The sequence below is a fragment of the Leuconostoc carnosum genome (assembly GCF_014207505.1).
GTDB lineage: Bacteria > Bacillota > Bacilli > Lactobacillales > Lactobacillaceae > Leuconostoc > Leuconostoc carnosum.
Genome location: NZ_JACHGL010000003.1, coordinates 174575 through 188660, shown reverse-complemented (window position 1 = coordinate 188660; position 14086 = coordinate 174575). Strand labels below are relative to the sequence as shown.

General features: G+C 37.6%; 16 protein-coding genes and 1 other annotated feature. Of the genes, 15 read left to right on the top strand and 1 reads right to left on the bottom strand.

Annotation, left to right across the window (positions count from 1 at the left end):
* The first annotated feature begins 10 nt into the window (after nt 1-10).
* Genes HNQ98_RS04595 through HNQ98_RS04585 form a run of 3 tightly spaced genes read left to right on the top strand, consistent with a single transcriptional unit; the run spans nt 11 to nt 4598 of the window.
* On the top strand, nt 11-1495 hold the full coding sequence (locus tag HNQ98_RS04595; protein WP_014973743.1) for a Ppx/GppA phosphatase family protein: 1485 nt from the start codon (nt 11-13) through the stop codon (nt 1493-1495).
* On the top strand, nt 1495-3630 hold the full coding sequence (locus HNQ98_RS04590; RefSeq protein WP_014973744.1) for an RNA degradosome polyphosphate kinase: 2136 nt from the start codon (nt 1495-1497) through the stop codon (nt 3628-3630). The genes HNQ98_RS04595 and HNQ98_RS04590 overlap by 1 nt, the downstream gene beginning before the upstream one ends.
* The gene (locus HNQ98_RS04585; protein WP_014973745.1) at nt 3627-4598 is read left to right on the top strand and encodes a Ppx/GppA family phosphatase; all 972 of its coding nucleotides are present in this window, start codon (nt 3627-3629) and stop codon (nt 4596-4598) included. Before HNQ98_RS04590 ends, HNQ98_RS04585 begins: the two co-directional genes overlap by 4 nt.
* 40 nt (nt 4599-4638) lie before the next feature.
* Here HNQ98_RS04585 and HNQ98_RS04580 read toward each other — a convergent pair whose 3' ends face one another.
* Entirely contained in the window at nt 4639-5274 is a 636-nt protein-coding gene (locus tag HNQ98_RS04580; protein WP_014973746.1) for a YigZ family protein, read from the bottom strand.
* Between the two features lie 269 nt (nt 5275-5543).
* Between HNQ98_RS04580 and HNQ98_RS04575 the strand changes: the two genes are divergently transcribed.
* The 12 genes from HNQ98_RS04575 (at nt 5544) to rplL (ending at nt 14062) form a co-directional block, all read left to right on the top strand.
* Complete coding sequence (locus HNQ98_RS04575; RefSeq protein ID WP_135198017.1) at nt 5544-6821, top strand: ATP-dependent helicase ComFA; 1278 nt, start codon at nt 5544-5546, stop codon at nt 6819-6821.
* A 164-nt stretch (nt 6822-6985) separates the two neighbouring features.
* Nucleotides 6986-7489, top strand: coding sequence for a ComF family protein (locus HNQ98_RS04570; protein WP_223824788.1), 504 nt, complete (start codon nt 6986-6988; stop codon nt 7487-7489).
* An 82-nt stretch (nt 7490-7571) separates the two neighbouring features.
* On the top strand, nt 7572-8114 hold the full coding sequence (gene hpf / locus HNQ98_RS04565) for a ribosome hibernation-promoting factor, HPF/YfiA family (RefSeq protein WP_014973749.1): 543 nt from the start codon (nt 7572-7574) through the stop codon (nt 8112-8114).
* Between the two features lie 188 nt (nt 8115-8302).
* The gene (locus tag HNQ98_RS04560) at nt 8303-9853 is read left to right on the top strand and encodes a YhgE/Pip domain-containing protein (RefSeq protein ID WP_014973750.1); all 1551 of its coding nucleotides are present in this window, start codon (nt 8303-8305) and stop codon (nt 9851-9853) included.
* A gap of 81 nt (nt 9854-9934) precedes the next feature.
* Nucleotides 9935-10525 (top strand): TetR/AcrR family transcriptional regulator, encoded by a 591-nt coding sequence (locus HNQ98_RS04555; protein ID WP_014973751.1) that lies wholly within the window; start codon nt 9935-9937, stop codon nt 10523-10525.
* A gap of 52 nt (nt 10526-10577) precedes the next feature.
* The gene (rpmG, locus tag HNQ98_RS04550; RefSeq protein ID WP_014973752.1) at nt 10578-10727 is read left to right on the top strand and encodes a 50S ribosomal protein L33; all 150 of its coding nucleotides are present in this window, start codon (nt 10578-10580) and stop codon (nt 10725-10727) included.
* Nucleotides 10728-10738: 11 nt separating this feature from the next.
* A complete protein-coding gene (gene secE, locus HNQ98_RS04545; RefSeq protein ID WP_014973753.1) occupies nt 10739-10912 on the top strand; it encodes a preprotein translocase subunit SecE in 174 nt (57 codons plus the stop codon).
* A 117-nt stretch (nt 10913-11029) separates the two neighbouring features.
* Nucleotides 11030-11659, top strand: coding sequence for a transcription termination/antitermination protein NusG (nusG, locus tag HNQ98_RS04540; RefSeq protein WP_014973754.1), 630 nt, complete (start codon nt 11030-11032; stop codon nt 11657-11659).
* A 112-nt stretch (nt 11660-11771) separates the two neighbouring features.
* Nucleotides 11772-12236, top strand: a complete 465-nt coding sequence (gene rplK / locus HNQ98_RS04535; protein WP_014973755.1) for a 50S ribosomal protein L11 — start codon at nt 11772-11774, stop codon at nt 12234-12236.
* Nucleotides 12236-12928, top strand: a complete 693-nt coding sequence (rplA, locus tag HNQ98_RS04530; protein ID WP_014973756.1) for a 50S ribosomal protein L1 — start codon at nt 12236-12238, stop codon at nt 12926-12928. Before rplK ends, rplA begins: the two co-directional genes overlap by 1 nt.
* 38 nt (nt 12929-12966) lie before the next feature.
* Nucleotides 12967-13086: a sequence feature (ribosomal protein L10 leader region), on the top strand.
* Nucleotides 13087-13116: 30 nt separating this feature from the next.
* Nucleotides 13117-13650, top strand: a complete 534-nt coding sequence (gene rplJ, locus HNQ98_RS04525; protein ID WP_014973757.1) for a 50S ribosomal protein L10 — start codon at nt 13117-13119, stop codon at nt 13648-13650.
* Nucleotides 13651-13696: 46 nt separating this feature from the next.
* A complete protein-coding gene (rplL, locus tag HNQ98_RS04520; RefSeq protein ID WP_014973758.1) occupies nt 13697-14062 on the top strand; it encodes a 50S ribosomal protein L7/L12 in 366 nt (121 codons plus the stop codon).
* The last annotated feature ends 24 nt before the right edge of the window (nt 14063-14086 follow it).

Below are 14086 nucleotides of genomic sequence, written 5' to 3'. Positions count from 1 at the left end.
GGATGTATTTATGGCAAAATTAGAAGGAATCATTTTGTTGAATTCGGGTGTTGCTGAATTACAGATTGTTGATCATGGCGGCCATAAGATTGAATCCGTAAGGCGTGAATATAGTGATAATGATTTTGAATTATCCAAATTTTCTACTGAGGTCATGCAACGCGCATTAGCACAATTACAACGTTTTCAACAATTATTACGTGATTATGGCGTTAAAGATGTCCGCCTGTTTGGTAGTGAAAGTCTTTCTAAAATGCCTAATGCGGTTTATTTTGTTGATCAAGTTGAAAATGTTACTGGGCTAGATTTACGCTGGTTGAATGCCAATCAGGAAAATTATTACCGCCAACTAGCTTTACGCGTTCATAATCAAAAATTTTTAAATAAAGCGAATACATTTGTTTTAGGTGTTAGCTCGACACGAATTGATTTGTCATATTTTGAACAACAACAATTTAAGTTTTCTCAACATGCATCAATCGGACCCGTACGTTTAACGCAATCTATACTTGAAATGACTTCAGGTATTACGCAATTATTAACTTTTGCTTCAGAATTTATCAATAGTAAATTAGATGATTTTTGGCACATGCTGCCACCTTTCAAACAGGTTGAAACTTTGGTTGTTCTTGGCACAAGCATGTTAAATACTGTGTTTAATGATGCTAAAAAAACAACGGTCGTCGATAAAAAAAATCTCCAAGTTCTAGTGACTGATTTTAATTATATGAATGATCAAGAAATTTCAGATAAGTATGATTTGGACACTAAAGATATTTGGATGATTTATATGGAAGCCGTCTTGGTCTTAGAAATTATGTCACACATTGGGTCAGAATATATACAGATTAGTGATTTGACGGTTATAGATGGCTTAGTTACTAAAGATACTACAGCGCAAGAGGATATTATTACAGCTGCACGAGGCATTGCGGATCGATATATGGTCGAAGAAAAGCATCGTGAGATTGTTTTAGAATATGCTTGGCGTTTATTTGACCGTTTAAAAAAGATTCATCGTTTGGATACGCGTGATCGATTGCTATTGGGCGTAGCAGCCTTGACCCATGATGTTGGTAGTTTTATCAATTCTCAACGTCATTACCAATATTCAGAAGAAATTTTGGAAGGGATTGATTTTCATGGGCTATCCACGACCGAACAACATATGATTGCGGCCATCGCACGATATCATAGTGCTGAAACACCAGACAATGCGTTACGAGCCATTCAAGAATTTTCACCAAAGCAACGTATTCGTATTGCTAAAATGGCATCGTTATTGCGATTGGCTGATGCCTTGGATGATAGTCGTCTGCAAAAGATAGAAAAACTAACAGTATCGATTCAAAATGATCATATTACGGTTATCGGGCATACAGCATTGGATTTACAATTGGAAATTTATATTTTTTCTCAAAAAGCATATTTTTTTGAAGCAGTGTTTGGCTTACCCATTGTACTAAAAAGACAAGAGAAAAGGAGCAATGCGTGATGACAAATGAACTGAAACAACCTAAGTATTATGTGAATCGTGAGTTGAGTTGGTTGGCTTTCAATGATCGCGTGTTAGAAGAAGCTAGAGACACTCAAAATCCGCTACTAGAACGCGCAAAATTTTTAGCTATTACACAAAAAAATATGGATGAGTGGTTTATGGTTCGCGTTGCTAGTCTCCAACAACAAGTTTTGGTTGGTCATAATAACCCAGATGCATCAGGCTTATTACCAAATGATCAACTGAGTATGATATCTGCCGCTGCTAGAGAACAAATAAAAAATCAGTATCAAGTTTTAAATCGTAGTATTATTCCTGCGTTAAAAAAGCAAGGTTTTGAGTTGAAACACGCTGATAATTTGGCAGATAGTCAATATGCATTTTTAAAACGGTTTTTTGAGGAAGAATTGTTACCCATTTTGACACCAATGGCAATTGATAGTACACGACCATTCCCATTTTTGGCAAATGATACCCTTAATATTGGTGTACGTTTGAAACATGAAACTGACAAATCAGAAAAATATACTGCAGTGTTACAAGTACCAACAACTTCAGGTAGGGTCATTGCCTTACCTGAAAAAAACCAAGTGATTCTTGTTGAAGAAGTGGTGCAGATCTTTTTAGATGCTGTTTTCCCAGGTTATGATATTAAGGAAACGACAGTCTTTCATATTTTACGTGATATGGAGCTAGATGTGGCTGATGATGAAGATACACCAAACATCTTACAGGAAGTACAAAGTAAGTTACAAGAACGTGAGCGTGGTCGTGTTATTCGTGTCATTGTTAATACCAATACGAGCAAAACGTTAATGTCAAAAATCATAAAAGCACTGGATGTTTCTGATGAACGTGTTTATGAAGTAAACGGCGCCATTGATTTAACATTTTTAAGTGCATGGTTAAAATTAATTGATGCACCGTATTTGGAGTTTTCAAAGTTTAAGGGCTATGAAAGTTCTGAATTATCTCCGGATAATATGTTTGTTAGTATTAAACAGCAAGATTACTTATTGCATCACCCCTATGACACGTTTAAACCGGTAGTGACATTTATTCAAACTGCTGCATGTGACGATGATGTCTTGGCAATTAAAATGGTGTTATATCGTGTGTCTGGTAATTCTCCAATTATCCGTGCTTTAGCGGACGCTGCCCAGCGTGGTAAGCAAGTAACTGTTTTAGTGGAAATCAAGGCGCGATTTGATGAAGAAAATAACGTTCATTGGGCGCGTGAATTGGAGCAAAAAGGTGTGCACGTCGTATATGGTTTACGCGGGTTAAAAGTCCATGCTAAAATGGCGTTAGTCGTACGACGAGAGGATGATGCTATTGTTCGTTATGTGCACCTTGCCACTGGTAATTATAATGATGTGACAGCTAATTTTTATACTGATTTGGGACTATTAACTCGGGATAGTGAATTAGGGATGGACGTCTCTTCAATTTTCAATATATTAACTGGTTATTCTGATCAAGAGTATTTTCATCAATTGCATATGTCGCCTAATGGTATTCGAGAGTTTATCTATGACAAAATTGATGGGGAAATTGCCAATGCTAATGCTGGTAAATCAGCAGGCATCAAGATGAAATTTAATTCGTTATCCGATGAACAAATGATTCGTCATTTATATAAAGCTAGTCAAGCGGGTGTGCCAATCGAGTTACTTGTTCGTGGGATTACAATGTTGAAAGTAAATATTCCAGGTGTTAGTGACACAATTACTGTGCATTCAATTGTTGGTCGCTTTTTGGAACACAGTCGCATTTATAGTTTTAATAATGATGATAACCCCGAAGTTTATTTATCGTCAGCAGACCTAATGACACGTAATTTGGACCGTCGTGTTGAGTTACTTTTCCCACTTAAAGACACAGCGTTACGCCAGCGTGTGTTATCAATTTTTCAAACAATGTGGCAAGATAATGTTAAAACACGTGTTTTGCAGTCTGATGGTCATTTTGAAAAAATCGATCGCCGTGGTTTATCAACAATGAACGCACAAGAAATATTTATTGCCGAATCATTGAGTGTACAAGCCGACGTGAAACGTCAAGAAAAATCAGCACAGGCACAGCGAAAATTTGAACCAATTAATAATCCATTTTTAGGAGGTGAAGCATGACAATATTAGCAGTAATTGATTTAGGATCAAATTCTGTTCGAATGACAATTAGTCAGTTTCATCAAGATGGTCATTACGAAGTATTGGAACGATATCAAGAAATGGTTCGTTTATCAAAGGATATGGGGGATGATAAAATTCTTCAACCAGAGGCAATAGAGCGAACTTTAAACGCTTTAAAAGAATTTAAAAAGGCGCTTGGTAGTTATGCAAAAGAAAAAATCACCGTCCGTGCTGTAGCTACCGCTGCAGTACGTCAAGCAACTAATCAAAGTGAATTTTTAACAGCATTTGAAGAAATAATGGCAATGCCATTAGAGGTATTAACAGGTGAGCAGGAAGCGCACTACGATTATGTTGGTATTATTAACACACTAGATATTGTGGATGCTTTAATTTTAGATACGGGTGGTGCCTCTGCTGAATTAATTTTGGTGCGTAATCGTCAAGCGGTTCACGAAGTTAGTTTACCGGTAGGTGCTGTCACGATCAGTGAGTCATTTTTAGAGAAAGATGTCGTTAGTGCGGCTGCTTTATTTAAAGCAACAATTGCATTGCGACAAATGCTTGATAATGTGTCTTGGTTGAGGCAAGTTGCTCATATACCAGTAGTTGCACTTGGTGGCAGTAACCGTACATTAGCAAAAATTTCTCGCCGCCAAAACAAAGTGTTAGATTTACCAATTCATGGTTATCGGCTCAGCAAACAAGATGCAACGCAAATCTATCAAAATATATTAAGTAAAAACTTAGAGGCACGTAAAAAAATTGGCGGGTTAGCCAAGGAACGTGGCGACATTATTGTTGGTGGATTATTGCCCTTGATTGAATTACTAATATTATTAGGTGGTCAACAGGTGATCTTTTCACAAGCTGGTCTGCGTGAAGGTATTTTATTTGAGACCATTAAACAAGAGACCGGTCATGATGTCGTGGCACCAGAACCTGCAGCTATGACGATAGATTAAAAAAGCTAGACAGTATGTTAATTGTCTAGCTTTTTTATTTTCAACTGACAGGTATTTCAAAGAAGATTGTCTCACCAACCATGAAGGTTAAAGAACCAGAGAAGTGATTAGTTAAGGTGGTTTTAAATTGTGACAAGTCATCTTCCGAAACAGCAACAACTGAATGGACCATGGTGTCGTATTGTGTTTCAATGATTGGATAATTGTTTGTTTCAAGCCAGTAATTTAGTGTTTCAGAATGCCGATACGGTGCTGTAATGGTAACTTTTAAACGAGTTAGACGTTCGACGAATCCAGCAGATTTTAGACCGTCAGCAGTCGTTCCAGAGTAGGCACGAATGAGACCACCAGCACCTAATTTAATACCGCCAAAGTAACGTGTGACAATAGCAACTACATCATGTAAATGGTTTTTCTGTAAAACTTCTAACATGGGAACACCTGCTGTGCCACTCGGTTCTCCGTTATCACTGTACCGTTGGATTTGATCATTGTCACCTAGCATATAGGCAAAAACATTATGGTTAGCTTTATAATGCGCTTTATTAATACGCTCAATAAAAAGGCGTGCATCTTCTTCTGAAGTTATTCGGGCAACATTAAGTATGAAACGGGACTTTTTAATGTTTTGTTCCCATGTATAATTTTGTGGTGCAATAGTTAAGTATTGATTCATATAGGTTATTATACCGTATTAGTTTCAGAAAGTGAGTTGATCATTTGTCTAAAGCATACAAAAAAGCTGTCAAGCGTTAGCGTGACAGCTTTTTATATGATCTACCCGGGAGTCGAACCCGGATTTCAAGAACCGGAATCTTGCGTGCGATCCATTACACTAGCAGATCATAACTATTCAATTATAGCTTATTTAATAGTATTTTTAAAGAATATTTTTTTCATAGTTGTGATTTGTGAACAATTCTTATCATTAACGTAGAATATGATATGGAAGAATATTACGGCAGGCAACTTGTACAACCAAAAATAAAAAATGTGCCAGCTTATGTATCAGTAGCGGCGACGTTTAATAATCACATTTGTCAACGCTGCGGGCAAACTGATATTGAAAAACTACCAAACTATCATTTTTATTGCCGTGCTTGTTTAGCTTTAGGACGCGTTAGTTCGCGTGATGTTTTGTTATCTTTGCCAGAGCCGAATCTCTTTGATGGTCACGATATTTTAAGTTGGTCAGGAAAACTAACTGCGAAACAACAAGAAGTTAGTAATGAACTTATCGCGACATTAAAAGAAAAAAATGAACATTTAGTTTGGGCAGTTACGGGTGCAGGAAAGACTGAAATGTTGTTTCCGGTGATACACAAAGCGTTGACGCAACGATATCGTGTTGGGATTGTTTCACCTAGGGTCGACGTGATTATCGAATTAGCGCCACGATTACAGGCTGCCTTTTCAAAAACTGATATGGTCGTGTTACACGGAGAACAAACACAAGACTATCGCTATACACCTTTGGTTTTAGCAACAACACATCAGATGTTACGTTTTAAATCTGCTTTTGATTTGTTAATTGTTGATGAAGTTGATAGCTTTCCTTACGCAGGCGATAAAATGTTATCTTATGCGGTGCAACAAGCTAAAAAGGCTACTGGAACGTTGATTTTTCTAACAGCGACACCTACAAAACAATTACAAAAACGTGTTCGGAGAGGTTCATTAAAAACATCTTACTTACCGTTGAGGTATCATCAACATTTGTTACCGGTAATAAAAACAACATTAGTTGGTAATTGGCGACGAAAGATACCGAAGCAGTTGGTCAAACAACTGACTCATTTTCAACGTACAGAACAACGTTTTTTAATATTTGTGCCGAAAGTAGCTGATTTAAAAAAAGTGTATGATCAGATTAACAAGCATGTGCCACATTTAAAAGGCGACTATGTTCATGCGGCAGATAGTAGACGACAAGAAAAAGTGCAAGCTATGCGAGATTATCAGTTGCAATATCTTGTCACCACAACGATTTTGGAACGAGGTGTCACTTTTCCAGGCATTGATGTGTTAATTTTAGGCGCTGATGATACGACTTTTAGTGAAAATGCTTTAGTTCAAATTGCCGGACGCGTTGGGCGTAAAAATGATCGGCCAACGGGATTGGTACGAGCTTACGTGCAACATATTAGCTTAAATGTGGTAGCTGCTCAAAGGCAAATTAAACAAATGAATCATCGAGGTAAGAAATTAGGAGGACGAAAATGATATGCCAACTATGTCAGACGTTCATTAAACAAACACCGTCGTTATTGCAAACGTTTGGTATGATAAGATGGCAACCAAACAAGCTGTGTCAGGCTTGTCAATCGGAATTTGTGTCTATTAGTTGTGCTTGTTCAGGTTGTGGTCGTCAGCAGAATAATGAGTCATTGTGTTTTGATTGTCAACGCTGGGAAAAACAAGGTAAAATCTTATTACAACATACTTCGTTATATCAGTATAATGATGCAATGCGTGATTTTATGCAACGATACAAATTTAATGGTGATTACAGTTTGCGTCAGATATTTAATCATGAATTAATCCAGTACGTGAATAATATGGCTATAGATCTAGTTGTAGTTATTCCCATTAGTGAGTACACCATGATGACACGAGGATTTAATCAGACAGTTGGTCTATTTGAAGGTGTGACGTTGAGTGACTTACTAAAAGTCAAAGCTAAAAATAAAAGTCACCAGTCACAATTTAATAGGAAAGGTCGCATGATGCGGACACAACCATTTACAGTGAGCAAATCATTACCACTACACAACAAAAGAGTGTTGCTTGTAGATGATGTCTATACAACAGGGAACACATTGTATCATGCAGCAGACTTATTGTACGATTTAGGTGCGAAAAATGTGAAAAGTCTATCGTTAGCACGTTAAATTATGAAAAAATGTTTATTTTTACAGAAAACGCTTACACATATGGTATAATTAGTGTAGTAACTTAATTGGAGGAATTATTATGTTAGATTTTAATGTACGTGGCGAAAACATCGCGGTAACTGATTCACTTCGTGAATATGTCGAAAAGCGTTTAACTAAGTTAAACCGCTATATTGAAGAAACAGCAAATGCTAATATAAATTTGCGTACGTATCAATCAAATAACTCCGGTAAGGCTGAAGTTACAATTGTACTGCCTTACGTTGTATTGCGTGCTGAAGATACTAATCCAGATTTGTATACAGCTATTGATGCTGTATCTGAAAAATTGGAACGTCAAATTCGTAAGTACAAGACTAAGATTAACCGTAAGTCACGTGAAACTGGCTTTAAGGGTATTGATTCCAATGATGAAATTCCAGCAACAGATGTTGATGATGATAGCTTACAAATTGTACGTAGGAAGCAAGTTGATTTAAAACCTATGTCACCAGAAGAAGCAGCGTTACAAATGGATTTGTTGGAACATAATTTCTTTATTTTCAAAGATGCAGAATCCAATACAGATTCAGTTATTTATAAGCGTGCAGATGGTAAATATGGTCTGTTAGAGACTGAATAATTTTAATATTAAACTAAAGCTAAACAAGGGTTTAGCTTTTTTATTATTCAAATATTTTAAAGGTTCAGCGACGATACTTGTCCTAGAAGACATAAGTTGTCATAAAAAGTCATAAAACTTTATAAAGTCGCCCAAAAATGCTTTTTTTATCGTTATGCTATTTATATTAGATAGAAGAGGTTTTTTTTATGTTTAGTTGGCAATTGCTATTAAAAGACAAGAGACAATTAGTAAAGTGGTTATTCGTTATTTTAGTACCGACGCTGCTTGTGGCGGGGTTCATAGGTGCAACAAGTCATATGGCACAACATGCAAGTAAGTTACAAGTCGCTGTGGTTAACCAGGATCAATCTGCAAAATATCAGGGTAAAACACAAAATGTTGGGAAAAACTTTGCAGAGGTGCTCCAAAAGAGTAAAACATTAAGTTTTGTGACTTATTCAACACCAGAAAAAGCTAATGATGCTTTGCACACAGGCCGTGTTAGTGGTGTTGTGATTTTACCAAAAAGCCTAACACAGGATGTATCTGAATTCAAAAAGACTGGAAAAAGTGTGACAATAAAGCAAATAATTGCCAGTGGGCAAAGTCAATTTGCTTCGCAGTACGTGCAACATGAATTGGATAACGTGCTTAATCGTGAAAATGCACGTTTAATGATGGGCGTTAGTAATGATTCTGTTTTAAAAAATCTCACAACACAAAGTCAAAATTTGTCACAGGAATCCAGCGACTTGCAGCTGAATCTGCAAGCTATTGGTAACGGAATAGACACGGATAATGCTGAAGAGCTACAAGAAAAAGCAACTGATGTCGCTAATAAAATGGCTAACTATTCTGCACAAATGAATGATGCGGTTCAGGCCAATGACACAGCTAAAATTCAAGAAATGGCTGTGGCAATGAATGATTTGTCATATACAATGCAAACTTCTGTGGTTGGTGGTATTGGTAACATTGCAGCAAGTCTAAACACTACAAAAGCATTGAGTGATAAATCTGGCATTATCCAAAGTAGTGCCAAAACGCTGAAAAAGGGTCAAACTAGTATAGCTGATAAACTTCAGAAAATGTCAGGCGAGCAAGCAGATAATAAAGAGACATCACCATTGACGCAACTACTAGTTTTTGATCGACAAGATGTACAACCTATTCGTCAGAGTGGCCAAACAATATTACCTAACATCTTGGTGATTGGTGTGACACTATTGGCCATTTTATTTGGTTTATTATTGCCAATGAAGCCGGTTAAACAAGAAGCGTTAGCACTTGAACAATGGTGGGAAAATTTTCAAGTGGCTGGGTTATTAAATGCTGTGGCTGTTGCTTTGATGGTAGCAAGTGGTATTTTTTGGCACGTGTCTCTTTTTAATTTTTGGGTGATTGTCGGTATTACTATTGTTGCTTCATGGGCAATGATGAGTATCATTTGGTATTTAAAAGAGTGGTTAGGGCAGCTTGGCTGGTGGTTAGGTACTACAATTTTAACGCTGCAAACAATTTTCGCAGTGACAACGGTGCCACAATCAATGACGACTGGTATTTTTAATTATTTTTATAATATATGGCCATTGAGCGCATTGAACCATGTTGTGCGACAATTGATATTTGGTGGTAATATACAACAAAATGTGATTATTTTAGTAATTTGGTTTTTGGCTATCACAATATTATTGGTGACATATTATCGCATGAAGCAACGTCAGAATTTTAAGGCAATGATGGCTGACGAAGCTTGATGGCTGAGAAATCAATCAGCCACGCTAATTATGAGAATTTTAATGCTTTTTTAAGCTCATTAAAGGGTGTAAACTAGAGTTATGGTAACGAAGCCGAGTAAAAGTGAAGAAACATATGCCAAAATTTTAGAAGCGGCAACTGTGCAATTTTTATTGAATGGCTATGCACAAACGACGACACGTGAAATCGCTAAAGCACTAAAAATCACGCAACCTGCGATTTATCATCATTTTGGTGATAAAGAGACTTTGTTTGTTGAGGTGATTAAGCGCGTAGGAAACCAAGTTATGACTGATATGATGGCTATTTTGGACCAAACATATCCACAACCTGTTGACCAGCTAGTGGCGTTAACCGAGGTGATTATAACACGTCATCCACGCGATGTATTTTCACTAATACATGGTAGCTTTGATACGTTATCGCCACAACATCAGCAGGAATTAGGCATGGTTTTTGGTCGTAATTATGTCATGCCCATTGCACAGTTTTTCAGTCAAGAAGTGGTGCCTTTGCGGGAAGGTATTGATTCAAAAATGGCTAGTTCGTTTTTTATTACGAGTCTATCACCACTATTTAGCGATTTTCATGCGCTCAATGGTACAACAACAATGCATGAAAGAATTCAACAATTATTAGATCTCATTCTTTATGGTCTACTCAATCGTTGAGTTTTACCTGCTTAAATGTTATGCTAAAATAAGAAATTTACGGAGGCAGCTCATGGCTAGTCATAAAGTATCGCTTGCGTGTACAGTATGTGGATCACGTAATTACACAGTTGCATTGTCAAAAGATCGTACAGAACGTTTAGCAGTTAGTAAGTTTTGCTCATTCTGTGGCAAACATACATTGCACCAACAAACAAAATAAAGGTTACAAATATGCTCAATTATTTTAGAAACGTCGCAGCTGAAATGAAAAAAGTGACATGGTTGTCACAACAACAAGCTTCAAAAGAAGCGGTAACTGTTATTACCGTTTCTGTTATCTTTGCTGTTTTCTTAGGTGGCATGGATTGGCTTTTGCAAAGTGGCTTTAATTTTGTTATGAAATAATAGCGAAATTACAAAAAGTATAGTATACTAAAGACAACTAGAAGGACTTCTCGGCGAAGTTCTTTTTTCTATTGAAATGAATGGAGGAAATGTGTATATTATACACAACTAAATTTTATGTCTGAAAATAATGAAACACCCGAAGAAACTGTTGAAGAAACGGCATCAAATACAGATAACATTGAAAAGTCATGGTTTGTTGTTCATACTTATTCAGGATATGAACACAAAGTTAAGGCCAATTTAGAATCACGTACACAAACAATGGGGATGTCAGAACAAATTTTCCGTATTTTGGTACCAGAACAAGAAGTCACGACCATTCAAGATGGTGAAGCCAAGACATCAGTGGAAAATGATTTTCCAGGTTATGTGTTAGTTGAAATGGCTACGCCACATGATTATAATATGACAGATGAGGCATGGTATGTTGTCCGTAACACGCCTGGTGTCACTGGATTCTTGGGTTCTCACGGTGCTGGTTCAAAGCCAAACTCACTATTACCTGAAGAAGTCGATTTGTTGATGAAGCGTATGGGCATGGTTACACGTGAAGTTGTTGACTTAGATGTCGCAGTAGGTCAAATTGTTAAAATTATTGCTGGTCCATTTTCTGGTATGGAAGGGACAGTGACTGTTGTCGATACAGAAAAGCAAACGCTTGAAGCAACAGTTGAAGTCTTTGGTCGTGAAACACCGACAGAATTAGACTTTGCTGATGTTGATACTGTGTTAGATCAAGCCTAAATTTAACTATTGCATTTTGAATATTTTTTTAATATAATTATAGAGTATGTCATCGACATGCGTGGGAGCAGCACTAAAGCTGCGTCTACCACAACACGAGGAGGAAAAAATCGTGGCTAAAAAAGTTACAACAGTAGTTAAACTACAAATTGCCGCTGCTAAAGCAACACCAGCTCCACCAGTTGGTCCAGCTTTGGGACAAGCCGGCATTAATATCGCGCAATTCACAAAGGAATTTAACGCGCGTACTGCAGATCAAGCAGGTTCAGTCATTCCGGTTGAAATCACTGTTTTTGATGACCGTTCATTCGAATTCGTTACAAAAACACCACCCGCTGCTGATCAATTACGTAAGCTTGTTGGTAAGGGTTCAGGTGAACCTAATACTAAGAAGGTTGGAAACGTTACTTTGGATCAAATCCGTGCAATTGCTGAAAACAAAATGGCAGATTTAAATGCTAATGATGTAACAGCAGCTATGCGTATGATCGAAGGTACAGCACGTTCAATGGGTGTTACCGTTGATGGTGTTGACTTGACTGTTGAAGGTACAGCAATCAAGGAGGACGCAGAATAATGACTAAAAAGCATGGTAAAAAGTATATTGAAGCATTATCAAAAGTAGAAGCTGAAAAGAACTACGCTTTGAATGATGCTGTTTCATTGATTAAAGAAATGGACTACGCTAAATTTGATGCTTCAGTTGAAGTTGTCTTTAATTTAAACGTTGATACACGTCAAGCTGATCAACAATTGCGTGGTGCTATTGTTTTGCCAAATGGTACTGGTAAAGATAAGAAGGTTATTGTCTTTGCACAAGGCGACAAAGCTAAGGAAGCGGAAGCTGCTGGAGCTGATGTTGTCGGTGCGGCTGATCTTGTTGCTCAAATTCAAGGCGGTTGGTTAGACTTTGATACAGCTATTGCAACACCTGATATGATGGCTCAAGTAGGCCGTGTTGCCCGTATCTTAGGTCCTAAGGGTATGATGCCTAACCCTAAGACTGGCACAGTAACAATGGATGTTACTAAGGCTGTCTCAGATGCCAAGGGTGGACAAGTAACATACCGTACAGACCGTGATGGTAACGTTGCTGTTCCTGTGGGTCGTGTGTCATTTGATGTTGCTAAGTTAACTGAAAATGTTCAAACAATTGCTAACACAGTTCTTAAGTCACGTCCGGCTGCTGTTAAAGGTGCCTACGTACAACATGCTTCAATTTCATCAACATTTGGTCCAGCTGTTGCTTTGGACTTGAATGCTTTATAAGATTTGACGATATTTGTTTTATCTGATATACTTACTAAGTAAATTAAATCATTTTGCCTAAGACTCAGGAGGTAGTAATACCTTAATATTTATCCTGCCGAGGAAGTTTAAAAACTTTTCCCGTGTGTCTGTTGGCTCACGGGATTTCTTTTGCAAAATAATTATATAAAGAAAGGAGAACATATATCATGAGTGAAAAGACTATTGCAGTTAAAGCACAAAAAGTTGAAGAAGTTGCTGAACAATTCAAGAATGCTGCCTCAGCCGTTGTTGTTGATGCTCGTGGATTGACAGTTGCTCAATCTACAGAGCTACGTCATCAATTGCGTGAAGAAGGCGTTTTACTTGAAGTAATCAAAAACAAGATTTTGACACGTGCCGCTGAAAAAGCCGGATTTGCTGAATTAAATGACCTTTTTGCTGGTCCTTCAGCTGTCGCTTTCTCAGAAGAAGATGCTATTGCACCTTCACGTATTTTGAAGAAGTTTGCTGACGCCAACGAGAAGTTGGAAATTAAAGGTGGTGTTGTTGATGGCAATATTGCCAACATAGCCGACATTAATAAGTATGCTTCTTTGCCATCACGCGAAGGCTTGCTTGGTCAGTTGATGGCCGAATTCCAATTCTCAATCCGTTCATTTGCATATGCTGTTAAGGCTGTGCAAGAGAAGTTGGAAGAAGGCGAAGAACCTGCTGTTGAAGCAGTTTCAGATGCTGAATAATTTTTAAAAACAAATACAAACAAAAAACAATTTGGAGGATTTAATCATGGCTTTTGATAAAGACGCGATTATCGCATCATTAAAGGATGCAACAATCTTGGATTTGGCTGATTTGGTTTCAGCAATCGAAGAAGAATTTAACGTTTCAGCCGCAGCTCCTGTAGCCGCAGCTGGTGCAGCAGACGGCGCAGCCGCTGCAAAGACAGACTTCGACGTAGAATTGACTTCAGCAGGTACTGCTAAGGTTAAGGTTATCAAGGCAGTTCGTGAAGCAACTGGTCTTGGTTTGAAGGAAGCTAAGGGATTAGTTGATGATGCACCTTCAATCATTAAAGAAGGTCTTGATGAAGCTGCTGCCAATGAATTGAAGGCAACTTTGGAAGAAACAGGCGCTTCTGTAACTTTGAAGTAATTCATCATATTAAAAGAGGTGCTT